The 23,800-nt window shown below is 44.9% G+C and carries 24 protein-coding genes; 23 read left to right on the top strand and 1 reads right to left on the bottom strand.

Annotation, left to right across the window (positions count from 1 at the left end; translation table 11 throughout):
* The 23 genes from BFG52_RS13675 (at position 1) to BFG52_RS13565 (ending at position 21,906) form a co-directional block, all read left to right on the top strand.
* Entirely contained in the window at positions 1-705 is a 705-nt protein-coding gene (locus BFG52_RS13675) for a YfgM family protein (RefSeq protein WP_067557385.1), read from the top strand.
* Complete coding sequence (gene bamB, locus BFG52_RS13670; RefSeq protein ID WP_067557383.1) at positions 705-1,853, top strand: outer membrane protein assembly factor BamB; 1,149 nt, start codon at positions 705-707, stop codon at positions 1,851-1,853. Before BFG52_RS13675 ends, bamB begins: the two co-directional genes overlap by 1 nt.
* Before the next feature lie 190 nt (positions 1,854-2,043).
* On the top strand, positions 2,044-3,453 hold the full coding sequence (gene der / locus BFG52_RS13665; protein WP_067557381.1) for a ribosome biogenesis GTPase Der: 1,410 nt from the start codon (positions 2,044-2,046) through the stop codon (positions 3,451-3,453).
* 162 nt (positions 3,454-3,615) lie between these two features.
* Entirely contained in the window at positions 3,616-4,248 is a 633-nt protein-coding gene (locus BFG52_RS13660) for a beta-ketoacyl synthase chain length factor (protein ID WP_067557379.1), read from the top strand.
* Positions 4,242-5,048: a lysophospholipid acyltransferase family protein gene (locus BFG52_RS13655; RefSeq protein ID WP_228703845.1), complete on the top strand. Its 807-nt coding sequence runs from the start codon at positions 4,242-4,244 to the stop codon at positions 5,046-5,048. Before BFG52_RS13660 ends, BFG52_RS13655 begins: the two co-directional genes overlap by 7 nt.
* Positions 5,049-5,475: 427 nt before the next feature.
* On the top strand, positions 5,476-5,736 hold the full coding sequence (locus tag BFG52_RS13650; protein ID WP_067557374.1) for a phosphopantetheine-binding protein: 261 nt from the start codon (positions 5,476-5,478) through the stop codon (positions 5,734-5,736).
* Positions 5,737-5,748: 12 nt separating this feature from the next.
* Positions 5,749-5,997, top strand: coding sequence for an acyl carrier protein (locus BFG52_RS13645; RefSeq protein WP_067557371.1), 249 nt, complete (start codon positions 5,749-5,751; stop codon positions 5,995-5,997).
* Between the two features lie 31 nt (positions 5,998-6,028).
* Positions 6,029-6,550 (top strand): COG4648 family protein, encoded by a 522-nt coding sequence (locus BFG52_RS13640; RefSeq protein ID WP_067557368.1) that lies wholly within the window; start codon positions 6,029-6,031, stop codon positions 6,548-6,550.
* Between the two features lie 3 nt (positions 6,551-6,553).
* Positions 6,554-8,227, top strand: a complete 1,674-nt coding sequence (locus tag BFG52_RS13635) for an AMP-binding protein (protein WP_067557365.1) — start codon at positions 6,554-6,556, stop codon at positions 8,225-8,227.
* 15 nt (positions 8,228-8,242) lie between these two features.
* Entirely contained in the window at positions 8,243-9,019 is a 777-nt protein-coding gene (locus BFG52_RS13630) for a glycosyltransferase family 2 protein (RefSeq protein ID WP_067557362.1), read from the top strand.
* 5 nt (positions 9,020-9,024) lie between these two features.
* On the top strand, positions 9,025-9,945 hold the full coding sequence (locus BFG52_RS13625; protein ID WP_067557358.1) for an LpxL/LpxP family acyltransferase: 921 nt from the start codon (positions 9,025-9,027) through the stop codon (positions 9,943-9,945).
* Entirely contained in the window at positions 9,926-11,518 is a 1,593-nt protein-coding gene (locus BFG52_RS13620; RefSeq protein ID WP_067557355.1) for an HAL/PAL/TAL family ammonia-lyase, read from the top strand. Before BFG52_RS13625 ends, BFG52_RS13620 begins: the two co-directional genes overlap by 20 nt.
* Positions 11,503-11,925 (top strand): acyl-CoA thioesterase, encoded by a 423-nt coding sequence (locus BFG52_RS13615; RefSeq protein WP_067557347.1) that lies wholly within the window; start codon positions 11,503-11,505, stop codon positions 11,923-11,925. The genes BFG52_RS13620 and BFG52_RS13615 overlap by 16 nt, the downstream gene beginning before the upstream one ends.
* A gap of 167 nt (positions 11,926-12,092) precedes the next feature.
* On the top strand, positions 12,093-12,833 hold the full coding sequence (locus BFG52_RS13610) for an outer membrane lipoprotein carrier protein LolA (RefSeq protein WP_228703759.1): 741 nt from the start codon (positions 12,093-12,095) through the stop codon (positions 12,831-12,833).
* Positions 12,802-15,147 carry an MMPL family transporter gene (locus tag BFG52_RS13605; RefSeq protein WP_067557343.1) on the top strand — a complete coding sequence of 782 codons (2,346 nt, stop codon included), beginning with the start codon at positions 12,802-12,804 and terminating at the stop codon, positions 15,145-15,147. The genes BFG52_RS13610 and BFG52_RS13605 overlap by 32 nt, the downstream gene beginning before the upstream one ends.
* A gap of 15 nt (positions 15,148-15,162) precedes the next feature.
* A complete protein-coding gene (locus BFG52_RS13600; RefSeq protein WP_081408709.1) occupies positions 15,163-16,548 on the top strand; it encodes an NAD(P)/FAD-dependent oxidoreductase in 1,386 nt (461 codons plus the stop codon).
* Positions 16,548-17,096: a DUF3261 domain-containing protein gene (locus BFG52_RS13595; RefSeq protein WP_067557340.1), complete on the top strand. Its 549-nt coding sequence runs from the start codon at positions 16,548-16,550 to the stop codon at positions 17,094-17,096. Before BFG52_RS13600 ends, BFG52_RS13595 begins: the two co-directional genes overlap by 1 nt.
* Complete coding sequence (locus BFG52_RS13590; RefSeq protein ID WP_067557337.1) at positions 17,093-18,283, top strand: beta-ketoacyl-ACP synthase; 1,191 nt, start codon at positions 17,093-17,095, stop codon at positions 18,281-18,283. The genes BFG52_RS13595 and BFG52_RS13590 overlap by 4 nt, the downstream gene beginning before the upstream one ends.
* Entirely contained in the window at positions 18,280-18,720 is a 441-nt protein-coding gene (locus BFG52_RS13585) for an ApeP family dehydratase (RefSeq protein ID WP_067557335.1), read from the top strand. The genes BFG52_RS13590 and BFG52_RS13585 overlap by 4 nt, the downstream gene beginning before the upstream one ends.
* Before the next feature lie 72 nt (positions 18,721-18,792).
* Entirely contained in the window at positions 18,793-19,518 is a 726-nt protein-coding gene (gene fabG / locus BFG52_RS13580) for a 3-oxoacyl-ACP reductase FabG (protein ID WP_067557332.1), read from the top strand.
* A complete protein-coding gene (locus tag BFG52_RS13575; protein ID WP_067557322.1) occupies positions 19,518-20,741 on the top strand; it encodes a beta-ketoacyl-ACP synthase in 1,224 nt (407 codons plus the stop codon). The genes fabG and BFG52_RS13575 overlap by 1 nt, the downstream gene beginning before the upstream one ends.
* 28 nt (positions 20,742-20,769) lie before the next feature.
* The gene (locus tag BFG52_RS13570; protein ID WP_067557320.1) at positions 20,770-21,204 is read left to right on the top strand and encodes an excinuclease; all 435 of its coding nucleotides are present in this window, start codon (positions 20,770-20,772) and stop codon (positions 21,202-21,204) included.
* A gap of 54 nt (positions 21,205-21,258) precedes the next feature.
* A complete protein-coding gene (locus tag BFG52_RS13565) occupies positions 21,259-21,906 on the top strand; it encodes a 4'-phosphopantetheinyl transferase family protein (protein ID WP_067557318.1) in 648 nt (215 codons plus the stop codon).
* 232 nt (positions 21,907-22,138) lie between these two features.
* Here the strand turns inward: BFG52_RS13565 and BFG52_RS13560 are convergent, their stop codons facing one another.
* Positions 22,139-23,497 (bottom strand): NAD(P)-binding domain-containing protein, encoded by a 1,359-nt coding sequence (locus tag BFG52_RS13560; RefSeq protein ID WP_067557316.1) that lies wholly within the window; start codon positions 23,495-23,497, stop codon positions 22,139-22,141.
* Between the last annotated feature and the right edge of the window lie 303 nt (positions 23,498-23,800).

Raw genomic sequence — 23,800 nt, 5'->3', positions numbered from 1 at the left:
ATGAGCGCAATGACAGAGAATGAACAACTTGATGATCTAAAGTCATTTTTGAAAAAATATGGCTCAAAAGTCTTGAGTTTGATTTTGGTTGCGCTGATTGCATTTTTTGCTTGGCAATATTGGCAAAATAAAAATACTGCCAAGCTACAAAAGCAAACTGCAAAAACTGCGATGTTTATGGATGAAGCGCGCGCTTTGGGTGATCAGCCCGATGCCAAAGCCTTTGCCGCATTAGCAGCATCAGCCGAGAGTATCCTGCAAGAAGATCCAGACTCCGTACAAGCTTTGCAAGCACAATTGGTTATGGCAAAGCAAGCGTACAATAAAAATGATTATGCTTTGGCTGAGCGCATTTTAACCAAAGCTGAATCTTCAAAATTGAAAGATGAAGGTTTAAGAAGCATTTTATTGATTCAGTTGGCCGATACGCAACTGGCACAAAAGAAATTTGATGTTGCTTTAAAAACCTTAGATAAAGTTCAAGAAGATACGTTTAAAGCAACAGTAGATGAAGCGCGTGGGGATATTTATGTCGCCAAAAATGATATAGCAAATGCCAAAAAAGCGTATCAAGCGGCTTGGAATACTTTGATTGAACGTAAACAAGAACGTCAAATTTTACAAATTAAACTCGAAAGTGTTGGCGTATTAGTAGAAGATCCTGATCTTGAGCGCCCAATATTAACGCATGTGGATGAGCTTTAATGGAAAGAAAATACATAATACCCTTCGCTTTGGCGATTTTGTCTGCAGTGATTGCTGGCTGTTCTAGCAAAAAAGTGAAAGAAGAAAAGATTAAGCCCAATCCTCTGCCTAAACTTGCACAGGCAAGCAGTTTGGTGCCGGTATTTAGCCAGAGCGTTGCCTCAACCAGTCAAGAGGATCCATTGCGTTTAAGAATGGATAGTGACAATGGTGTGGTTTTTCTACTTGATCCTAAAGGCAGTGTTGCAGCGTATCAAGGTAAACAACGTCTTTGGTCACAACGCGTCAGTAAAATCGGTTTAAGCTCAGGTGTTGCAGCGGCACAAGGCTTAGTGGTTGTGGGTAACCATAAAGGTCAAGTCTTTGCAATCGATCAAAGTAACGGTCAAGAAAAATGGCTTGCGCAGATTTCAGGTGCGAGTATTAGCCCAGCTTTGATTCAAGGGAATCGTACCATTGTGATTGCCAATGACGGTACGGTCTTTGCCTTTAATACCGAAACGGGTCAACAAGTCTGGACCTATAAATTGCCGCATGCTCAGTTGAGTTTACGTGGTCATGCTGCACCTGTGGCTTTGGGTGAAGAAAATGTGTTGATCTCCACCTCAAATGGTTATGTCTATGTGATTGACAGTTTGAGTGGTGTACCTCGCATGCAGCGCCGCGTTGCTGTTAGTGAAGGGCGTTCGGATATTCAACGTTTGATTGACATCAATTCCGATCCAATCGTGGTGGCACAGTATGTGGTAACCACCAGCTTCCAAGGACAAGTGACCGTCTTGGATTTGGCGAGTCAACAAGTGGTGTGGAGTGAAAATGTCAGCAGCCTAAGTGGTCCTGGTGTCGTGGACAACAAAGTTTTTGTTGCCACAACTGAGGGTGAGCTGGTGGCTTATGATTTGCTCAGCGGTCAAGAAATCTGGCGCAATAATCAATTATTGCATCGCAATCTCAGTAACCCTGTTGCCTTTGGTCGCTATTTGGTTGTAGGGGACTATGATGGTGTATTGCACTTATTTGATCCAAACTCAGGGCAGTTACTCGGACGCTCTAAAACCAGTGGTGATGTACGCTCATTACGCGTGGTAGATGGACAATTGTTTGTCTCAACCCGTAAAGGTGCATTGACTGCTTGGAAAACGCCTTAATTTTAGCAGTGTGGTTGTGATACACTTCGCCACCCATTCAAGGGTAAAGCTTTGTCGGGGAATTTGAATCAACATTCAGATCCCCGTATTTTCGTTTTTGTTAAGCTAAAATTTAAGTTAAAACCCCGATTCAATATATACTGGTGCTCATGCCATGTGAGATGGCTGGTTTTTAAATAAAGGTTATTGTATGAAACCCGTTATTGCGCTGATTGGCCGCCCCAACGTTGGAAAATCTACATTATTCAATCAAATCACTAAAAGTCGCGATGCTTTGGTCGCAGATTTTGCAGGGCTTACACGTGACCGTAAATATGGCGATGCTGTGTTTCAAAACAAGTCCTTTATTGTGGTGGACACTGGTGGGATCGGTGAAAGTGAAGCTGGGATTGATGCCTATATGGCAGAGCAGTCAAAAACTGCTATTCATGAAGCTGATTTAATTGTATTTGTTGTTGATGCTCGCGCGGGTCTGTTGGCATCTGATGAGCAGATCGCCCGTGAATTACGGACTTTAGGCAAAAAAGTCTTCTTGGTTGCCAATAAAGTCGATGGCGTACATGCAGAAGCGGCTATTGTTGAGTTTTATAAACTTGGTTTGGGTGAGCCGATTCAAGTTGCAGCCAGTCATGGTCGTGGTGTGGCGCAGATGCTGGAAGATGTCTTGGAAGATGTTCCTGAAGACGAAAATCCAGAAGCGCTCGATCAAGCAACCGGTTTACGTTTGGCGGTGATTGGTCGTCCGAATGTGGGTAAGTCAACGCTAGTAAACCGTTTGTTGGGCGAAGACCGTGTTGTGGTATTTGATATGCCAGGTACCACGCGTGATTCGGTCTATATTCCTTTTGAGCGCAATGAACGTAAATATACCCTGATCGATACAGCAGGGGTGCGCCGCAAAGGTAAAGTTGATGAAATGGTAGAGAAATTCTCTATCGTAAAAACCCTACAAGCGATTAAAGATGCGCATGTGGTGGTGGTGGTTATCGATGCGCGTGAAGGTGTGGTCGAGCAAGATTTGCATTTGATCGGATATGCCTTAGAGGCTGGTCGTGCCATGGTCATTGCCATTAATAAATGGGATAACATGAGCGATTATGCGCGTAGCCAATGTAAGATGGATATCGAACGTCGTTTTGATTTTATTCCTTGGGCGCGTGTGCATTTAATTTCAGCATTACATGGCACGGGTGTGGGAGATTTATATCCATCGATTCACCGTGCGTATGATTCTTCTAATCTCAAAGTCACCCCCTCTAAACTGACGCAAATTTTGAATGATGCAACAGATGCCCATCAACCGCCAATGATTAGTGGGCGCCGGATCAAGATGCGTTATGCCCATATGGGCGGGCAAAATCCACCGACGATTGTGATTCATGGTAATAAAGTCGACAAAACCCCAGCGGATTATCGTCGTTACCTCGAAAACGTGTTCCGTAAAGTGTATAAACTAGAAGGTACACCAGTCAAAATTGATTTTAGAACCTCTGAAAACCCATTTGAAGGACGCAAGTCTCAAGTGGATGAACGGGTGGCAGCACGTCGTCGTCGTTATGTCCAGAAGTTCAAAAAGGCAGAGAAAAAGTTTAAACGTTAAGCTTTTTTGATCCCAATTATCATTAAAAACCAAGCAAAATGAAATGCTTGGTTTTTTTTTGCCGGCTGTTTTCTTGATATAACGATATTCTTTTAAGCCTTAGACTGCTATACTTCTGCCCCAATAAAATTCGTTTCAATAAAAATTGGTATTTGATGAATCATGATTTCAATCAACTTATCGTGTGTGCGATATCAAGTGATCACCGACAATCATTATGAAGCACTTTCATCAATTCCTGCCATGCAGCGTCGACGTTTATCGACACTTGCCAAATTAGCCTTAGATAGTGCAGCACAGTGTTTAGCCGGAAGTTCGGTCGACTACATGATTTGGGCAAGTCAATATGCTGACGAAAGTAAAACGCTGAAAATTTTAGAAGATATTTTACAGGACCAACCGGCTTCGCCTACGGCATTTTCTACGTCGGTACATAATGCAATCGCAGGTTTATATTCTATTTTATTTCAAGATGATACGCCATCAACCAGCGTGTCTGCCAGCTGGTCTGAAGCCTTAGTCGATGCGTATGCTTGGTTAAAACAACACCCTCAGGCTAAGGTTATGCTGGTGTATTATGAACAAGCCTTGCCTGAGCTCTATCAAGATGCAGAAGCTTTTGAAGGTTTTGCACTCAGTGCCATCGTCAGTTTGGAACATGCCAATTTAAGCCTTGACCTGCCTGCAGTGGCTCGGGCAAATCATCGCGCATACTATCATGATGCTCTTGATTTTTATAAGTTTTGGCAGAATGCTGCAATTCGGCAGGATCAGGCTTGGTATAAATGTTGGTAAAATTGATCAAACGAAAAATAAATTATGGCTGGCGTGTCGCTGCCACAGGCATGAGCTTTGTCAGTTTTGGGGTCGGTGGTGTGGTCATTGCTGGCTGTATTGCACCGATATTAAAACTGACTGCAAAAACACCGGCACAGCGTGAGCAACAAGCAAAGCTGGTGATCAAATATGCCTTTAAAAGTTTTGTGCTGTTGGTCAATAAACTCGGTGTGATGAGTTATCACATTGAGGGGCTAGAAAAACTACAATCTGCACCGCAAGAATTGGTGATTGCAAACCATCCAACATTAATTGATGTGGTTTTACTATTGGCTGCAATGAAACCAGCACATTGTGTGGTCAAACAGGCGTTATTGGATAATCCTTTTACCCATGGTCCGATTAGCAGTGCCGGTTATATTATTAATGCTGGTTCTGAGCAGTTTATTCAGGACTGTATTGCAACCCTTAAACAAGATGAGCAAAGCTCATTATTGATCTTTCCAGAAGGTACTCGTACCGCCAAAGCTGAGATTTTAAATGACTTTCAACGTGGTGCAGCCAATATTGCGTTACGAACACAATTGCCGATACGTCCCATTGTGATTCGTTGTACCCCGTCAACGCTGAGTAAAAATGAGAAATGGTATAAGATTCCCCAGCGTGCATTTCATATCGAGATTAAAATCATGGATGCATTACAGTTAAATGATTTACTGGAAGATTTAAGCGTGAATCCACGCAATGTTCGGGCTTTAAATCGTCAGTTGCAGCAGTTTTTTTATCGAGAGTTAAGTAAAACAGTTGCTAATGAATGATTGGTGTAGTTAAAGCATACAATTGAGTGTGTCTATAGAGATAAAACTTTATCTCTTTGGTCAATTGAGTAAAATGCACAGCAATTTAAAATAATCCGAAAGCGTAGCAGTCTGTAAACTTTATATTTTGAAAGCTTTTATATGATGCTGTGGGTGACCATCATCAAATAGCGCTTTCTGAAAGCTAAACAGACGATGAACAATGATTATCCGTTTGATTGAATGCAAGATGGCAAGGTTAAAACGATTGCGATCTTGCCGATTGGGCTAGACCTCAGTTGCACTACACCTCAGTTGGGCTAGACCGAAGTTGAGCTAGGTATAAGTTTGAAAATATGCCAATGTTTTTATAAGGCGTTGTATAACACTTTATCAAAAAGCGGCATTTTTCATTGAAGAAAATTTATTGAACAAGAGTTACACGAAGATGAGCAGTTTAGCAGATGAACTAAAACAGATGATTATCGATGTTTTAGCGTTAGAAGATATCGCCATTGATGATATCGACAATGATGCACCTTTATTTGGGGAAGGTTTGGGACTAGATTCAATTGATGCGCTAGAATTGGGCGTGGCATTGAAAAAAAACTATAATATTCATTTGAATGCGGAATCTACTGAGACGCGTGAATATTTCAAATCCGTGCATAGTTTAGTGCAATTAATCGAATCACAACGTCAAAATTAAAAGGGGGGAGCCATGTTAACGCAACAAGAAGTATTGACTCACTTAAGAGAATGGATGCAAGAGTTATTTGAAATCGAACCCAATACGATTCAATTGGACTCCAACCTATATACAGATTTAGATGTAGATAGTATTGATGCAATTGATTTGGTTGTAAAAATTAAACAACTCACCGGTAAGCAAGTACAAGCTGAAGACTTTAAAGCCGTTCGAACCATTGCCGATGTAGTGGCTGTGATTCAAAACATGACTGCTGAGTAAGGGCATTTTGCGTATCCTCAGTCTGCTGTTGATGCTCTGCTACCCTTTGGTGGTGGGCTATAGTTTGCTGCAAGGGCAATTGCTGTGGGGAAGTGTATTGCTGATCGCCTTGGCTGTATTACGGTTTTGGGATCGTAGTCAGTTGTTATTGTGGCCATTAACCGGCATTGCCTTGTTTTGTGGCGGATTGAGTTTATGCTTTCCGCAACAAGCTTGGTTAAAGCTCTATCCCGTGTTGATGAATATCGCAGCACTGAGCATTTTTGCCATAACGCTATGCAAACCACCCTCCATGATTGAGCGTTTTGCACGAATCTTACAGCCAGATCTACCAGAAACAGGTGTGATCTGGACGCGTCAAGTGACCAAGGTTTGGTGCGTGTTTTTTTTACTGAATGGCGCAATAGCCTACTATACCGTGTACTGGTGCAGTACTCAGATTTGGGTACTTTATAATGGGTTGATTGCTTATCTGTTGATGGGAATATTGCTACTTTCTGAATATATTTTACGTCGTCGCCAACAACGACGCCATGCTTTGAGTGATGAATAAGTTATGTTGTGTCATTTGAGTTCACAGTCCTATCGCAACAATATTCTATGTCTAGATGAACAGGGTAATACCATTGATTTTGCTGAGTTTTGGCAAGATGTTGCCGGGCAACAACAGGCTATTGCTGCCCTACAACAACAGACCTGGTTGTTATGGCAACAAGACAGTTATCAGTTTTTAGTGCTGTTTTTTGCTGCGTTATTGGCTGGCAAGAAATTGATCTTACCACCGCATCGTGTTGCAAGCTTGGAGCAACAGTGGGCGGCACAACAGGTTTATTTTTTGACGTGGCAAAATATTCAGTTAGATCATGCCACAGTGCAGCGTCGAGCAGATGCGATTGAACTCGATGATGCATTGATGGCTGAGAGCAGCATTTGCTTTTTTACCTCGGGTTCAACTGGTGTGGCCAAACAAATTCCGCGCAATTTGAAGCAGTTGTTGCTAGAAGTACAGGGGCTGGAAGAGCATTTTTCATTGGCAGATCACGCGATCGCTGTAGCCAGTGTGAGTCATCAGCATATCTATGGGTTGTTATTTAAATTGTTGTGGCCTCTGAGTAGCGGTCGTGGCTTTTATCGGAAACAATTGGCTTTTCCTGAAGATATTGTTCAGGCTCAAACCCAGTTACAGCAGCGTGCTTATGCAAATTATGTGGTTGCTAGTCCAGCGGTGTTAAAACGTTGGGGTGCCGATGTGCGGTTACAGCGTTGTCAATTGTTATTGAGTTCTGGTGGGCGTTTACCCAGTGGCGTGCGCGCTGAAGTTGGGCATGACATTGTTGAAATTTTAGGAAGCTCAGAAACGGGTGGCATTGCTTATCGCCAACAAGACGAGGCTTTATGGCAAGCCTTTGCCAATGTCAAGATAGCCGCACAGCAAGAGCAACTGTTGGTCAAAACAGCCCATGCTTATCAACAGGATTGGATTGCCACAGGGGATCGCATTGACCTTGTCGGTGCTGCACAAACAGGCAGCTTTCGCTTGCTAGGTCGAGTGGATCGTATTGTTAAATTGGAAGAAAAGCGTATTAGCTTAGATGAGATTGAACATGAAATTCAACAGTTAGCTGAGGTTGAGCAATGTCATGTCTTGTTATTAACACATCAGCAGCGGCAATTGCTTGCAGCCGTGGTGGTGCTGACGGCAACAGCCCGACACCAGCTGATACAAGAAGGCAAAGCTGCCTGTGTTAAGGCACTGAAACATCAGCTACAACAGCGTTTAGAAGGCATTGCGATTCCTAAAAAGTGGCGCTTTTTACAGCAGTTACCACAAAATGCCCAAGCTAAATTATCTGCGCAGCAGATGCGAGATTTATTTGTAGCACAAGATTTACCCGTGTTGTTGACACAGCAGACAAGCAGTGACGCAATCACGCTTACCCTCGAATTTCCTCCTGAATTGCGTTGTTTTGTGGGGCATTTCCCAGACTATCCCATCTATCCGGGCGTTGGGCAAATTGCTTTTATACAAAGCTTTGCCAAAAATCACTGGTCTGATCTCGGTGCTTGTTGCGCACTGGAGCAAATTAAATTTCAAAAAGTTATCCAGCCTTATGCGTTGTGCGACTTACAGTTACAACGCAAGCACAATAAAATTATTTTTAGCCTAACCCAGCATGACGATATGCTCGCCTCAGGACGTTTGGTATTTCAAACTGATGCGCTGGCATAGCGGAGCAATAGATCGATGTCTTACTGTTTTGTGGTCCCTGTTTATAATCATCCGCATTATCTCACTGCCTTATTGACGCAATTAAAGCAATATGGCTTGCCGATTTATCTGGTCAATGACGGCAGTGATGCAAGCTGTAGTGCCTTGTTGCGCCAACTCGCACAAGATTTTGATCAGGTTGCGCTATTAGAACACGCCCACAACATGGGCAAAGGTCAAGCGGTGATGACGGGCTTGACCCATGCTTATACGCAAGGGATGACGCATGCTTTACAGATTGATGCGGATGGTCAGCATCATTGGCCTGATATCGCTCGGTTTTTAGAGACTTCGGCTGCTCATCCAGACGCGGTGGTGATTGGCCAACCGATTTATGATGCGACTGTACCGAAAAAACGCTTATATGCACGCTATCTAACTCATATTTGGGTGTGGATTAATACCTTATCTTTTGACATCCATGACAGCATGTGTGGTTTTCGCGTCTATCCCTTAGCTGCGACCTGCAAAGTTTTAGCGCAAGCCAAACTTGGTGCAGATATGAGTTTTGATTCTGAAATTTTGGTGCGTTTAAAGTGGCATAATGCAGTATTTATCAATCTGCCCACTGCTGTGATTTATCCTGAACAGGGGATTTCGCATTTTCATCTTTGGAAAGATAATTTGGGTTTAACCAAGTCTCATGCCCGTTTGTTTGCGGGGATGTTGTGTCGGTTGCCACAGTTGCTCAAGCAAAAGCACAGAGCGCCGCAGCAACTGTCGTCGAGGTCACCGCGGCAGTCTGGTGAGTAACTGCGATGTCACAACAGCATAATTGGAGCCACTATCAAGAGCGCGGTAGCTTGCTGTGCTTAAATTTGATGCTATGGTTTTATCGTCGTGGCGGGCGCTACTTTTGCTTGTTCTTGCTGTATTTTATTATTTTATGGTATTGGCTATTTGCGCCTAGCGCACGTCGGGCATCACTGAATTATCTCCAACGTTTACATGACTATGCCCAAGCAGATTCACCTTTTCAAAAAGTGCCCGGATACTGTGAAAGTTATCGGCATTTTATGAGTTTTGCCGTGGCAATCTTGGACAAGATCGAAGCATGGCTCGGGCATGTGCCTGAACAGGCATTACAAATTTCTGGGCATCAATATTTTCAACAGCATTATGGCAAAGGTGCCATTATTGTGGTGTCGCATTTTGGCAATATCGAGCTGTTAAGAGCATTAAAAGCGGACCATGCCCAGCCGATCAATGTCTTGGTCTATCAAAAGCATGCAACTCAATTCAATAGTTTTTTAAAAAAACTCAATGCCAAGGCAGATGTACGACTGATCAGTGTCGATGAGCTGGGCATCGAAACGGCGGTGTTATTGCAAGAAAAACTGGCACAGGGGGAATGGGTTATTGTTGCAGCAGACCGTGTCCCCGTCGCCTCTGCGCGCGTTGTCCATCTCCCTTTCTTGGGGCATTCGGCGGCGTGGCCGCATGGGGCGTGGGTTTTGGGCAATATTTTAAAAGTGCCACTCTTGGCTGCTTTTTGTTATCGAGATGGTCAGCATTTTCAGTTGCATATTCATCACTTAAGTGACGCCTTAGCTTTGGCACGTGGGCAGCGTGAGCAGGCAATCGCAAAAATATTACGTGGTTATGTCGACCTCGTCGAAATGCATTGTATCCGTGCACCTTATCAATGGTTTAATTTTTATGAATTCTGGAACAAATAATATGTATAGCGCTACACCATTGCAGGTTGGCTTGGCGGCATTAAGCATTGAAGATGTCATTGCCGTGGCCTATCAACGACGTCCAGTTGCTTTGCCGAATGATGCAGCATGGCGCGATATGATACAGGCGGGTGCCGATTTTCTCGATCAGTTATTGCTTGAGGATGGGGTCATTTATGGCGTAACCACAGGCTATGGTGATTCTTGTTTGGTGGAGGTGCCGGTCGAACAAGCCTATGAGCTTCCGTTACAGTTATCGCGTTTTCATGGTTGTGGCATGGGCGAGCGCTTAGACATTGCAACAGCAAGAGCGGTATTGGTCTGTCGTTTATGCTCTTTGGCACGTGGCTATTCTGGCGTTTCATTGGCACTATTAGAGCGTTTGGTTTGCTTGCTCAATGAAAATATTATTCCCGTCATCCCTGCTGAAGGTTCAGTCGGCGCCAGTGGCGATTTAACGCCCTTGTCTTATGTTGCTGCGGTCATTGTTGGGGAGCGTGAGGTATATGCCGATGGTCGTATACAAGACACGGCACAAGTCTATGCAGATAAAAATATCGCGCCATTAACCTTACGCCCCAAAGAAGGTTTAGCCTTGATGAACGGGACAGCGGTGATGACGGCAATGGCGTGTATTCAGTATAAACGCAGCCAACAAGTTGCGACGGCAGCGACCATGTTAACTGCTTTGAACTTGATTGCACTGGATGGTAATGCCAGTCATTTTGATGAGGTACTGTTTGCACAAAAACCCCATCCAGGACAGCAAGCTGTCGCTGCACATTTGAGAACATTGTTAAATTATCAAGCCCAACAACAAGCGCAAAATGCACGGCTACAAGATCGCTATTCGTTACGTTGTGCGCCACACGTGATTGGGGTATGGTCAGATTCAAGTCGCTGGTTAAGACAATTCATTGAAAATGAACTCAATTCAAGCAATGATAATCCTTTGATTGATCCGATTGGGCGCCGTGTTCTGCATGGGGGGCATTTCTATGGTGGGCATATTGCACAAGCGATGGACAGTTTAAAAATCATGGTTGCCAATATCGCCGACTTATTGGATCGGCAATTGGCACAATTGGTGGACTATAAAATGAATAATGGCTTGGCACGCAATTTAACCGCGGCACAAGCTGAACGTTTGCCGCTAAATCATGGTTTTAAAGCGGTACAGATTGCTGTGTCTGCTTGGACTGCCGAGGCATTAAAGCATACTTTGGCGGCATCGATTTTTTCCCGTTCGACCGAATGCCATAACCAAGACAAAGTCAGCATGGGCACTATTGCCGCACGCGATGCACAACGGGTTGTGCAGCTGACCGAGCAAGTTGTGGCAGCACTGTGTTGTGCTGCACTACAAGCGGTCTATTTACGTGGTGCTAGCGCAGCACTTAGTCCAACATTGCAGCAATTTGCTGCTTGGATTCAGCAAGATTTTCAGTATGTTGTGGAAGATCGTCCGTTACAAAAAGACTTGGAAGCGTTGGTGGCGCGGTTTGCAGACCTACAATTTGCCGCTGCCTTTGAAATGCAAACATTGGAGCTATCAGCATGTATGCAGATGTAGAAATCGAAATCCCTTTTCATGATGTCGACCGTATGCACGTGGTCTGGCATGGACATTATTTAAAATACTTCGAAATCGCCCGTTGTGCTTTATTGAAAAAATTTGCTTATAACTACATGGATATGCAGGCTTCAGGCTATGTTTGGCCAGTGATCGAGAGCTATGTTCGTTATGCACAAGCGATTGCTTTTGAAGATAAAATACGAGTTCGTGCCGAATTAAAAGAATGGGAAAATCGGCTCAAGATCGCTTATACCATTTATGCTGCTGAGAGCGGCAAACGCTTGACGCAGGGCTTTACCTGTCAAGTTGCTGTCGATATCGCCAGCCAAAGTATGTGTTTGCAATCCCCCCCCGTGCTGCTAGAACGCTTAGCCGCCTGGCCTGATTTTGTGGCCGACTCATGATAGCTAAGGGGTTGAGATCATTGATGCTTGCCTTGATCAGCGCGTGACACATTAACCGAGTGACACATTGAAATTTGGTGACACATTGAAGACAGTACCCGTGCTGCGGTTATGGTTGGTCTAAGTTATGGTTGGTCTAATAAATAGAGAAAATAGTAGAGAAAATAATGCAACGATATGCGAATCACCACAATGCGGGTGATGAAAAAACTGCTGTACCCCAGCGCTACACAGTGCGTCATCTTGGCATGACGCATTTGGTATTGGCTTTATTCTGTTGTTCGCTGGGACTTAGCACTACAGCGCTACAGGCTCAGAGTCCAGTGCAAAGCAATGTGCAAAGCCAGATGCAAAATAATGATCTCAATAAAATTTTCCAACAACTGGCTGCGACAGCCATTGTGCGTGCCAACTTTGAGCAAAAAAAACAACTGACCGGGGTCAATAAAAGCTTTGTGTCCAATGGGAGCGTGGTGTTTAGTAAAGCCGAGGGGGTGTTATGGAAAATGCAGCGCCCAGTACAGGCAGATCTAATTGTGACCCAACATAAACTGGTGCAAAAAACCCAGCGTAGCATGAGTCAAATCGCAGTAGACAAATCGCCCTATGCATCGGTGGCGACCATGTTCTTACAATTGATGGCTGGCAATAGCCAAGCCATTGCGCAGAATTTTGATGTGGTCAGTGTGCAATATACCCCACAACAATGGAAGATTAGTCTGACGCCAAAAAGTAACTTATTTAAAAAACTATTTGTGCGTGTCGATGCGGTGGGTGGACGTTATGTCGATCATTTGCTGATTACTGAACAAGGTCAGAACAGCACCGCAATTCGTTTTACTGGACAAAGCTCACAACCGCAACAGTTGACTGCACATGAAAACGCTCTTTTCCAATTGGCCAAATAGACTCACGGTACTTTGGTTGCTGTTATTGATCATAACAGCTGTTGCCGTTGGGCAGGCATGGTGGAGCAAGACGCTTCATATTCAAACCAATATTTTTGCCTTGCTGCCGAGTCAACAGCAAGATCCCGTTTTGGATCGCGCACGTGCGCATGTCAATCAGGCGCTGAATCAAAAAGTCTTTGTTGTGCTTGATGCCAAAGATCCAGAAAAGCTACAACAGGCAACGGCTCTGCTGCGTCAACGCATGCAACAGCATCAAGAACTGTGGCATCCCTTAAAACCACAAGCCGATTTGAACCAATTGGGTAAAGTGTATTTTGAGCATCGTGCTGGTCTGATCAATGCTGAGGATATTGCCAGTATTCAACAACAAGACATCGATGCCTTGATTGAACGCAGTTTATTACAAGTGCTGAGCCCAGGTATGCCCATTACAGGGCAGTTATTGCAGCAAGATCCGCTGTTGCTATTTCCGCGTTATATGATGGGTTTACAGCAACAACATGCAGCACAAGCCATCGATATGCAAGATGGTTTTGCCACACTTGAAGATCAGCAAGGTCTATCACGTCTGCTCATTTTAGACTTGGCACAAAGCCCATATAACGTGCGTTATCAGGGACAAAGCAGCGCTTGGATTGCCGAGACACGGCAGCAATTACAACAATTGGGGGTTAACAGTGCATGGACTGGGACCTTGATCTTTTCGACGGCGGGGACGAACTCTGCCAAAGACGAGATTTCAACTATTGGTCTGGGCTCAAGTTTAGGCGTCTTGTTATTGGTTTGGTTTGGCTTTCGTTCTATTCGCCCCATGCTGACTGAGTTTATTGCGGTGAGTACTGGTTCATTGCTGGCTTTTGCAGTAACCCATTATATTTTTGGTGAAATCCATATTATGACTTTGGTGTTTGGTGCCAGTCTTATCGGGGTCTGTGTCGATTTCTCATTTTACTTTATGGCATTGCAGTCTCAGCAGCCAAAACGGACTGGCTTTGCGGTATTAAAACCGATTTTACCGAGTCTATTTATTGGGCTGATGACTACCTTAGTTGCCTATGTATTCTTGAGTTTTACGCCTTTTCCCGGCTTTAAGCAGATTGCGGTGTTTTCGATGATGGGCTTGGCTGCGGCATGGGTGAGCAGTATTTTATTATTGCCGCGATTGCCTGCACTGAATGCCGCACCGGCGATTCGACGTTTGGCATGGATTGGTCAAGCACGGCTATGGATGCAACGACAGCATACAGTACGTTATGGCATGATCGTGGTGATTCTGATCACGACGGCAAGTAGTTTGTGGTGGCTAAAAAGCAATGATGATGTGCATAACCTACAGACCATGGACCCGACATTACAGCAACAGGACCAATATATTCGTCAACGTTTCGCTCAGCAACAAGGACAAGAGTATTTGTTATTACGTGCTGACAGTGCTGAGCAACTACAACAATTAGAACAGACGCTATTGCAAAAATTACAGCAGTTACAACAAGATGGGGCATTGCAGAGTTTCCAAGCCATTGCGCAAGTTATTCCGTCAGTTGCCCAGCAACAAGCCAATATTAAAGCGCTACAAGCCCTGCCTGATGCGACCTTAATGACCTATGCCGATGCTTTACAACTTGATGTTGCTACGCTACGACAATGGCAGCAACAGCTGTCCCAGCAGCGACCGCTTAGCTTGGCAGACTTTAGTCAGCATCCCTTAGCATTTTTGCAGGTCAGTCCGACCGAGCGTTTGATCTTATTACAAGGTATTCATCTTTTACCCGCCTTAGAACAACTACAAAGTGAACAGGTCAGCCTGATTCGTCCAGTGGCAGAGTTGTCGGAGCTGTTTTATGAGCACCGCATTCAAGCGCAATACTTATTGGGCTATGCTTTGTTGGCCTTGGGATTGGCCTTGAGCTTGATCTATGGCATACGCGCCATCGTGTCTTTGATGTTGCCAGTCTGTATGGCATTGCTCAGTACCTTTGCCATACAAGCGTGGATGGGCGTTGAAATTAATCTATTTAGCATTATGGCGGCATTTTTGATTATGGGTCTAGGGGTCGACTATGCCATTTTCTACCGTCATGGGCATGACCATCCGCAAGTCGTGGGTATGGCATTGTTTCTGTGTATGATGTCGACGCTATTTGGTTTTGGCTTATTGTCCTTGAGTCATACCTACGCCATACACTGTTTTGGCTTAACAGTACTCTTGGGTGTGATTTTCTCTTTTGTTTATGCCACATTATTGACTAAAGCCGACCCACGTTATACCGCACTCACAGCAGATAGCAATCAAATTAATCCAGATGAATGAAGTTTTGGGGAAAAAATGAAGCATTCAAATAACGACAGCGCAAATGCTCAACACACAGTACATGCTGCGCCAGAACAAGCAACAACAGAAGCCCTTGCAGTAGAACAAACGGATGTGGTGATTATCGGGGCAGGACCTTCAGGCTGTTCGGCTGCTGCACTATTACGGCAAAAGGGCTATCAGGTTATTCTGCTGGAAAAACAGTATTTTCCACGTTTTAGTATCGGTGAATCACTGTTGCCGCAATCGATGGTCTTTTTAGAGCAGGCTGGTTTATTGGATACCATCCGAGACCAGCAAAAGCAGTATGCGTTCCAGTTTAAAAATGGTGCTGCATTTTTACGCGGTCAGCAGCGTAGTGCTTATGATTTTACCGAGAAATTTAGTGCAGGACCTGGAACGACTTGGCAAGTCAAGCGCGCGCATTTTGATCAGATTTTGGCAGATGCCGTGCAGCAACAAGGCGCGGACTTACGTTTTGGGCATGAAGTGCTGGCGGTCGATGTTGCTCAGCAGCATCCGTATTTGACCGTGCGAGATGCACACGGGCAGGTCTATCAACTACAGGCTAAATTTTTATTGGATGCCAGTGGTTTTGGGCGTGTGTTACCGAAAATACTCGATCTTGAATCGCCGTCTAATTTTCCAGTACGCCGTGCGGTATTTGCTCATATTGCCGATGGCATTACTGAACAACGTGCTGAACAAAGCGATTTTGACCGCAATAAAATTTTAATTACCGTGCATGAAAAAGACCATCGTGCTTGGTATTGGCTCATTCCGTTTGCCGACGGTACCAGCTCTTTTGGCGTGGTGGCAGAACAGGATTTCTTTGACCATTATGGGTTTGCCGACACCAGCCCCGAAGCTTTACAAGCCTTATTTGAACAGATTTTGGCAGATGACCCTGCTTTGAGTCAGGTGCTAAAAGACAAAAAATTCATTACCCCAGTACGCAGTCTGGTTGGTTATTCGGCCAATGTAAAATATCTGGCACAGCATAACTTTGCGTTATTGGGCAATGCGGGTGAATTTCTCGATCCGGTATTTTCTTCTGGCATCACCATCGCCTTAAAATCATCAAGCTTGGCTGTGCCGTTGGTCGAAAAAACTCTGGCTGGCGAGTCGGTCGATTGGCAACAACAATACGAACAACCGTTACGCCGAGGCATACAGGTTTTTCGTGCCTATGTAGAGGCGTGGTATAGCGGTGAGTTTCAGGACGTGGTATTTGCCACATCGCAAAATGATAAAATACGCCGTATGATTTCATCGTTATTGGCTGGTTATGCTTGGGATGAGCAAAATCCAATTCATAAAAATGCCGAACAACGCCTGCATACCTTGGCCAGTTATTGTCGTGAACAGCGTCATAGCGATCACATGCTTGAGATTTTATAATGCGTCGTCTTATTGCCATTTCTTTACTGTGTACAGGTGTTATTTTCACTGGCTGTCAAGCTCTGATTCCTGCGGCACCGGGTTTGATCAATCCGCAGTGGCAAGCCATGCAGTACCAACGTCAGGATCAGGTTGAGGTGCAGTGGAAAGACAAAAGTTTTAGCTTTTTGCTGTATCAAACGCAGCAAGCGTCGCAGCTCGAATTGTTAGCCTTAAGTTTGACGGGGCAGGTATTATTTCAGCTACAGTATGATGGTCAGCAGGTCAAGGTTATCCAGCGTATTGATGCGATGAAACTGTTGCCCTTTGACTTTGTAGTACGTGATATTTTATTTGCCACCTATCCGCAATTCGCCACAGCCACTATTGCAGATGTCGAGATGCAGCAACAAGAGCAACAGCGTGTGATTTACATCAAGCAACAGCCTGTACTGAACATTCAAGTACAAGAGGATGGCATCGATGTGTACAACCAACAGGTGCCGTATCAGATGCATTTCAGTGCGGTCGAAAATACTTTAGAAGATTTGCCCAAGGATGCTTCGTGAATAGATCAAGTCCAAGTGCGGTAGGCATTCAGTATGCTGCGAGTCTTTCTGCCTTAGGGGCAACAGCGACTCAGCTACGGCAGCAATTGACCGATCATAGTGCCCAACCCTTACAAGCGTCGAGCCAATGGATTCAAGGCGTGACCCGTTGGGTTGGCGCATATTCGGGTGAACTGTTACAAGCTGTGCCAGCACCGCTGGATTTTTGGCAATCACGCCATTTACGCTTTGCCTTGACGGCATTACAGCAGATTGAAGAGGCTGTACTGGCACATGTGGCATCTATGGACAAAACGCGCTTGGCGATTGTGGTGGGAACATCAACTTCAGGCATTGCCGATAACGAAGCTTTGATTCGGGCGCATTTACAGGGGCAGAACACCACAATCTGGCAAGCCAAACAAAATATGGGCTGTTTAGCCAAAGCCTTACAGTGTTATTTGGGCTGGCAGGGCTTGAGTTATACCGTGTCGACGGCCTGTTCATCCAGTGCCAAAGCCTTAGCCACAGCACAACGTTTATTGCATGCAGATGTTGCAGATGCGGTCTTGGTTGCTGGGGTCGATACTCTATGCCATTTGACCTTAAATGGCTTTAATAGCTTAGAAAATTTAAGTGCTGGCATTGCTCAGCCCTGTGGTGCGGCACGTGATGGTATCAACATTGGTGAGGCCGCTAGCGTTTTTCTATTGACCAAACAAAGTGCTGCGGTGCAGTTGTTGGCAGCAGGTGAAAGTATGGATGCTTGGCATATTTCTGCACCGCATCCAGAGGGACGCGGCGCAGCGCAGGCGATGCGTGCTGCATTACAACAAGCACAGCTACCAGCGACAGCCATTGATTATTTAAATTTACATGGCACTGCCACGCTACATAACGATGCAATGGAAATCAAAGCGCTGCAGCAAGTCTTTGCGCAACATCGCCCTGCCATCAGTAGCACCAAGCATTTAACCGGGCATTGTCTTGGTGCTGCGGCAGCCTTAGAAGCGTATATTTGCATGCAAGTTTTATTGGACCAAGCATGGCTACCATTACACCATGCCCATGCACTGGATCCAGCATTGGCTGAACAAAATTATGTGCATGATGCACAGATAGACCAGCATCTTCGCTATGTCATGAGCAATTCTTTTGCTTTCGGTGGCAGTAATATTAGTTTGATCTTCGCAACAGGGCACGCATGATTTCACTTCCTTATCCCGCACTTGATTTGATTCCTCATCAAGCTCCCATGGTATTTGTGGATCAAATAACAGCTTTTGATGCACAGTCTATCGAAACCAGCCTAAAGATTCGCCCAGACTTGCTATTTTGTGAGCAAGTTGGACTACCGACTTGGGTCAGTATCGAAATCATGGCGCAGACCATTAGTTGTTATGCTGGCTTACAAGGTGCAAAACAGCAGCAAGCACCTAAAATCGGGTTTTTATTGGGGAGCCGTAAGTTGCAATTGCCATGCGCATATTTTGCGTTGGGGGAAACGCTACAGATCCGCGCCGAACAGCAGTTTGTGCATGAGGGCTTGGGGCAATTTCAATGCGAAATATTCTATCGTCAGCATGTATTGAGTGCTGTATTGAGTGTCTATGAGCCGAGCGATGCTGAGCGCGCTAAGCTGTAATGCAGGCGATGTGTGACAGGTATGCTTCGACCATCAACAACCACAACGAACCAGACAAATTAGGATAGCAATGTGAATAGACGTATTTTAGTCACAGGATCAAGCCGTGGCATTGGTAAGGCGGTTGCTTTGCAATTGGCGCAAGCAGGATTTGATGTCACTGTTCATGCCCGTTCACGTGTAGAGCAAGCAGCAACGGTGGTTGCCGAGATTCAAGCTTTGGGGCGCAAGAGTCATTATGTGCAGTTTGATGTGACGGATCGTGAGCAAGTACAGGCGTGTTTAACGCAAGATATCGAACAACATGGTGCATTTTATGGGGTGGTCCTCAATGCTGGGTTAACCCGTGATGGTGCTTTTCCTGCTTTAGAACATGCAGATTGGGATGATGTACTGTCGACTTCATTAGATGGTTTTTATAATGTGCTCAAGCCCTTAATCATGCCAATGATTCGGCTAAAACAAGGTGGGCGTATTGTGACTTTATCTTCGGTTTCGGGGCTGATGGGCAATCGTGGTCAGGTCAATTATAGTGCCGCCAAAGCGGGGCTGATCGGTGCCAGTAAAGCACTGGCCTTGGAGCTGGCAAAACGTAAGATTACCGTCAACTGTGTAGCACCGGGCTTGATTGATACCGACATGCTGACCGAAGAAGTCAAGGAACATGCTTTAAAAATGATTCCTTTACAACGGATGGGGCAGCCGCAAGAAGTTGCCGATTTAGTGGCTTTCCTGTGTTCCGACCAAGCGGCATATATTACCCGTCAGGTCATTTCCATCAATGGAGGATTGATCTAATGAAACGCGTTGTGGTTACTGGTATGGCAGGGATTACGGCACTTGGCGAAGATGCCGACACTATTTTGCTGAAGATGCAGCAAGGGCAGAGTGCAGTTCGCTATATGCCAGATTGGGAAATTTACCCAGATTTACGCTGTAAAGTGGCAGCGCCTGTAGAAAGTTTTGTTGTGCCTGCGCACTTTAACCGTAAAGTCACCCGTGGCATGGGGCGTGTTGCCTTAATGTCGGTGATTGCCGCTGAACGTGCCTTACAAGATGCTGACTTAGCGCAACACCCCATTATTCAATCCGCACAAACCGGCGTGGCTTTTGGCTCATCTGCAGGCAGTGCCGATGCCGTGTTGGAATTTGGTGGGATGTTGTTACAACAGCAAATGAATAAACTCAATGCCACTACTTATATTCGAATGATGTCACATACCAGTGCGGTCAATATGAGTATTTATTTTGGTTTAAATGGCTTAACTCTACCAACCTCCAGTGCCTGCACTTCAGGCTCGATGGCGATTGGCCAAGCCTATGAAGCGATTAAATACGGCAAACAAACAGTGATGTTTGCCGGTGGGGCAGAAGAGTTAAGCGCTGCAGGCAGTGCGGTCTTTGATGTTTTACTGGCCACCAGCAATAGCAATGAACACCCAGAGCAAACACCACGACCTTTTGATCTAGCACGTGATGGTTTGGTGATTGGCGAAGGTGCGGCATGTTTGATTTTAGAAGAATATGACCATGCGTGTGCACGTGGTGCTAAAATTTATGCCGAGATCGTCGGTTATGGCAGTAATACCGATGGTCAGCATGTTACGCGTCCAGCTTCGCAGCGGATGGGGCAATGTATGCAGTTGGCATTACAAGATGCAGCATTAAGCGCTGAGCAGATTGACTATGTCAATGCGCATGGCACCTCAACCGATCAGGGTGATATCGCCGAGACGCAGGCGACCGCAGCTATTTTGGGTTATAAACCAATCAGCTCATTAAAAAGCTATTTGGGGCATAGTTTAGGGGCTTGTGGTGCCATAGAAGCTTGGCTGAGTATTGCGATGATGCAGAGCGGTCAGTTCGTGCCCACTTTAAATCTAACAACAATTGATCCACAATGTGGTGATCTTGATTATATTATTGAACAAAATAGAGAAATTTCAGCGCAATATGTTATGAGTAATAACTTTGCATTTGGTGGAATCAATACCGCCTTAATTTTTAAACGCTACAACTAAACTTCACAACAGACCATAGGGGAATCAGATGTCTATAACAAAACAAGTGATCGTGGCACTGCTTGGCTTTGCAGCAATTGCGACCGCACAAGCAGCAGATAAAGTGTATGATTTAGATTTTAACCAAGCCGTACAATCTGCAATTGCAGATGGGGTAATTGATGGCTCGGTTAAATTTTATTTAGCAGGCAATCGTTCTGGCGGTAAAGTACTGCAAAAAGGCGTCGTTTCGAATAAAAAGACCAATGGTTTTGGTAAAGCCGCAGAAACAGCCTGTGACCATGTTCTGCGTTCCGGTCTGATTCAGTTAGACGCTGCTGCAAAGGCCAAAGGTGCCAATGCTGTGACTAATATTGTGAGTTATTTCAAAGCCAATGAAAACCGTAGCAGTACGACCTATCAGTGCTATAAAGGAACAGCCATTGCCAGCGTGGCATTAAAAGGCGATTTAGTGAAATTCTAAAAGCAGCAGCAATGGGCTAGGGTCAGATCACGAGGCGAAAGTAGAGTAGCAATCATGCACATCGATATCGACTATTTTGCACTTGATCAGTTTATCCCACAAAAAGCAGACGATTTTCCGAGTCGTTCTGCTTTTTTGCATTATAAGGCACAGTGCATTGCGGCACAGCGCGATCACTTATTATCACACTGGTTACAACGTCCCGTGACCACACAGGATATTGCGCGTAGTCCTCGCGGTAAGCCCTATTGGCGAGAAGATGCCAGCATTGCGTTTAATCACTCACATAGTCAAGGGCATTATGCCTTGGCCAAGTCCAATACGGTGCTGGATCTGGGAATTGATCTAGAAGATTTAAAGCGCGAGGTGCGCTTTGAGGCTTTGGCTCAGCATGCCTTCCATGCAGCAGAATATCAACATTGGCAGGATTTAAACTGCGACCCACACTATTGGTTTAAAGTCTGGACATGTAAAGAAGCCGTGCTAAAAGCATCTGGTTTAGGCATCGGGCTAAGCCTGAAAACACTCAATACCCAAGTGATGCCAACGGCAGCAAAGGGGCAGTGTTTGCATGATGCCATTGGGCATTTTTGTTATCAGCATTTGCAGTGCGCCGCATCAATGCTGTGTGTGGCGTGGCGTTTGCCAGCAAGCGCTAGCGCAACATGGCCTGAGATCACTTTAAGGCAACATCTTGGCTAAATTGAAAACCTGTCTCAAGGTCTAAATGAAAGTAAAGCAAAAGTTAAAATCAAAGTATCGTTAAAACCAAAGCATCGTTAAAACCAGACCAAAGTTAAAACCAAAGCATCGCTAAGACCAGCCCAGAGTTAACATTTTTGTATATTTAAATAAAAATGATCCAGACCGATGTGGCATGGATCATTTAGCAATCCGACTTCTACTGGCGTGGGCAAGTGGAAGAGGGCGAGTACTACATGGCTTCGCGCTGCGGATTGTCGGCTAGATAACTCTGCAAAGAATCATCTAAGGCATAGAGCCACGGCGTATGATGTGGCTTGGCCATTTTTCCAGTGATGGCAGAACGATAGACTTTATTTCTAAAGTTCATAATATTGTCCTGCTTATCTTTTTTCCACTGCATAAAGATTTTATTGACGGCATCGATATCAAAGCTTGGATAGTCGGTTGCTGCAATCAATTGGCGAATATATTCACCTTGGAAACGCACCATTTGTTCTGCGCTTTCCAGAGTTTGCTCTTTCTCATGCCATTGTTGTATGTGTTCTGCACGCTGGGCGGCAGCGGGAACTGTGATGTGACCGAGAATGATGTCGCGTACATACCATGCTTGCGCATCAAACATATTGAAGGTATACCACTGATCTTGCATCCCGAGATAAAACAGTTGTGGATTGTCCTGCCACATCACTCCCTGATACAAGCCCTGCGGATAGAGACAGTTATGGGTGACTAAGCGTAAGTCTTCTGCCATATAGGGAAAATGGTGTTTATAGCCTGTACACAAGATGATGGCATCGATTTTGGCTTTGCTGCCATCGGCAAAATACGCATGTTCTTCATCGACACGAAGCAACTGGTGTTTTTCAGTCCAATTTTTCGGCCAGCGATAACCCATGGCTTTGCTGCGATAACAGCTATAAATCTGTTTGGCACCGTATTTATAGCATTGTGAGCCAATGTCTTCAGCAGAATAACTGCTCCCGACCAATAAAATAGATTTACCTTTAAACTCTACGGCATCGCGGAAATCATGCGCATGTAAGATCCGACCGTTAAAGCGATCAAAACCAGGATATTCGGGTACATTGGGCGTGGAAAAGTGCCCTGATGCAACCACAACATAGTCAAATTGTTCGGTGTAATGACGCTGATTGGCATAATCGGCAAGCGTTACAGTAAATAATTTACCTTCGGCATCAAAGCTGACACCCTTGACTGCGGTGTTAAATCTCACCTGATCTTTGACTTGCGCTTTTTCTGCACGCCCCTTGATATAGTCCCACAGTACTGCGCGTGGCGGATAAGAAGCGATTGGCTTTTGAAAGTGTTCGTCAAAGCTATAGTCAGCAAACTCTAAAACTTCTTTGGGTCCATTGGACCAAAGATAACGATACATACTGCCATGTACGGGCTCTCCATGCGCATCTATTCCAGTACGCCAGGTGTAGTTCCATAGCCCACCCCAATCATTTTGTTTTTCGAAACATACAATTTCAGGAACTTTTAGACCTTTGGCCTTTGCTGATTGAAACGCTCTTAATTGCGCCATGCCACTTGGACCTGCGCCAATAATTGCAATTCGAGTCATTGCTATCTCCATTAGTTCTGAGTTCTTAATTACGCCTCCTGCTTTTGCGATGAGAAATCGGATTATAAATATGCAAAATACAATCCTAAATCCCGCGGTGCTAAGCCCTTGCAAAATAGGATATGAATTAAAAAAAAGAAAAAAACAAATGTATGCTAAAGATATAAAAATAGCGTAACTATTTAATCTTTATAAAGAAACATACATTCGAAGCGCTTTGATCTTATCATATATTCTGATGAATTGTTGACATTGTTAGTTACAAAATAGAATGATTACGACAAGGGTTCAGTGCTGCGGTGG

It is taken from the genome of Acinetobacter larvae (assembly GCF_001704115.1).
GTDB classification, from domain to species: Bacteria; Pseudomonadota; Gammaproteobacteria; order Pseudomonadales; family Moraxellaceae; genus Acinetobacter; species Acinetobacter larvae.
The sequence above is the reverse complement of the archived record's forward strand: the minus strand, read 5'-3'. Positions and strand labels throughout refer to the sequence as shown.

Coding starts and splice junctions, on each gene's coding strand:
- BFG52_RS13675 (WP_067557385.1), top strand. CDS start 1: ATGAGCGCAATGACAGAGAATGAACAACTTGATGATCTAAAGTCATTT.
- bamB (WP_067557383.1), top strand. CDS start 705: ATGGAAAGAAAATACATAATACCCTTCGCTTTGGCGATTTTGTCTGCA.
- der (WP_067557381.1), top strand. CDS start 2,044: ATGAAACCCGTTATTGCGCTGATTGGCCGCCCCAACGTTGGAAAATCT.
- BFG52_RS13660 (WP_067557379.1), top strand. CDS start 3,616: ATGATTTCAATCAACTTATCGTGTGTGCGATATCAAGTGATCACCGAC.
- BFG52_RS13650 (WP_067557374.1), top strand. CDS start 5,476: ATGAGCAGTTTAGCAGATGAACTAAAACAGATGATTATCGATGTTTTA.
- BFG52_RS13645 (WP_067557371.1), top strand. CDS start 5,749: ATGTTAACGCAACAAGAAGTATTGACTCACTTAAGAGAATGGATGCAA.
- BFG52_RS13640 (WP_067557368.1), top strand. CDS start 6,029: ATGCTCTGCTACCCTTTGGTGGTGGGCTATAGTTTGCTGCAAGGGCAA.
- BFG52_RS13635 (WP_067557365.1), top strand. CDS start 6,554: ATGTTGTGTCATTTGAGTTCACAGTCCTATCGCAACAATATTCTATGT.
- BFG52_RS13630 (WP_067557362.1), top strand. CDS start 8,243: ATGTCTTACTGTTTTGTGGTCCCTGTTTATAATCATCCGCATTATCTC.
- BFG52_RS13625 (WP_067557358.1), top strand. CDS start 9,025: ATGTCACAACAGCATAATTGGAGCCACTATCAAGAGCGCGGTAGCTTG.
- BFG52_RS13620 (WP_067557355.1), top strand. CDS start 9,926: ATGAATTCTGGAACAAATAATATGTATAGCGCTACACCATTGCAGGTT.
- BFG52_RS13615 (WP_067557347.1), top strand. CDS start 11,503: ATGTATGCAGATGTAGAAATCGAAATCCCTTTTCATGATGTCGACCGT.
- BFG52_RS13610 (WP_228703759.1), top strand. CDS start 12,093: ATGCAACGATATGCGAATCACCACAATGCGGGTGATGAAAAAACTGCT.
- BFG52_RS13605 (WP_067557343.1), top strand. CDS start 12,802: ATGAAAACGCTCTTTTCCAATTGGCCAAATAGACTCACGGTACTTTGG.
- BFG52_RS13600 (WP_081408709.1), top strand. CDS start 15,163: ATGAAGCATTCAAATAACGACAGCGCAAATGCTCAACACACAGTACAT.
- BFG52_RS13595 (WP_067557340.1), top strand. CDS start 16,548: ATGCGTCGTCTTATTGCCATTTCTTTACTGTGTACAGGTGTTATTTTC.
- BFG52_RS13585 (WP_067557335.1), top strand. CDS start 18,280: ATGATTTCACTTCCTTATCCCGCACTTGATTTGATTCCTCATCAAGCT.
- BFG52_RS13575 (WP_067557322.1), top strand. CDS start 19,518: ATGAAACGCGTTGTGGTTACTGGTATGGCAGGGATTACGGCACTTGGC.
- BFG52_RS13570 (WP_067557320.1), top strand. CDS start 20,770: ATGTCTATAACAAAACAAGTGATCGTGGCACTGCTTGGCTTTGCAGCA.
- BFG52_RS13565 (WP_067557318.1), top strand. CDS start 21,259: ATGCACATCGATATCGACTATTTTGCACTTGATCAGTTTATCCCACAA.
- BFG52_RS13560 (WP_067557316.1), bottom strand. CDS start 23,497: ATGACTCGAATTGCAATTATTGGCGCAGGTCCAAGTGGCATGGCGCAA.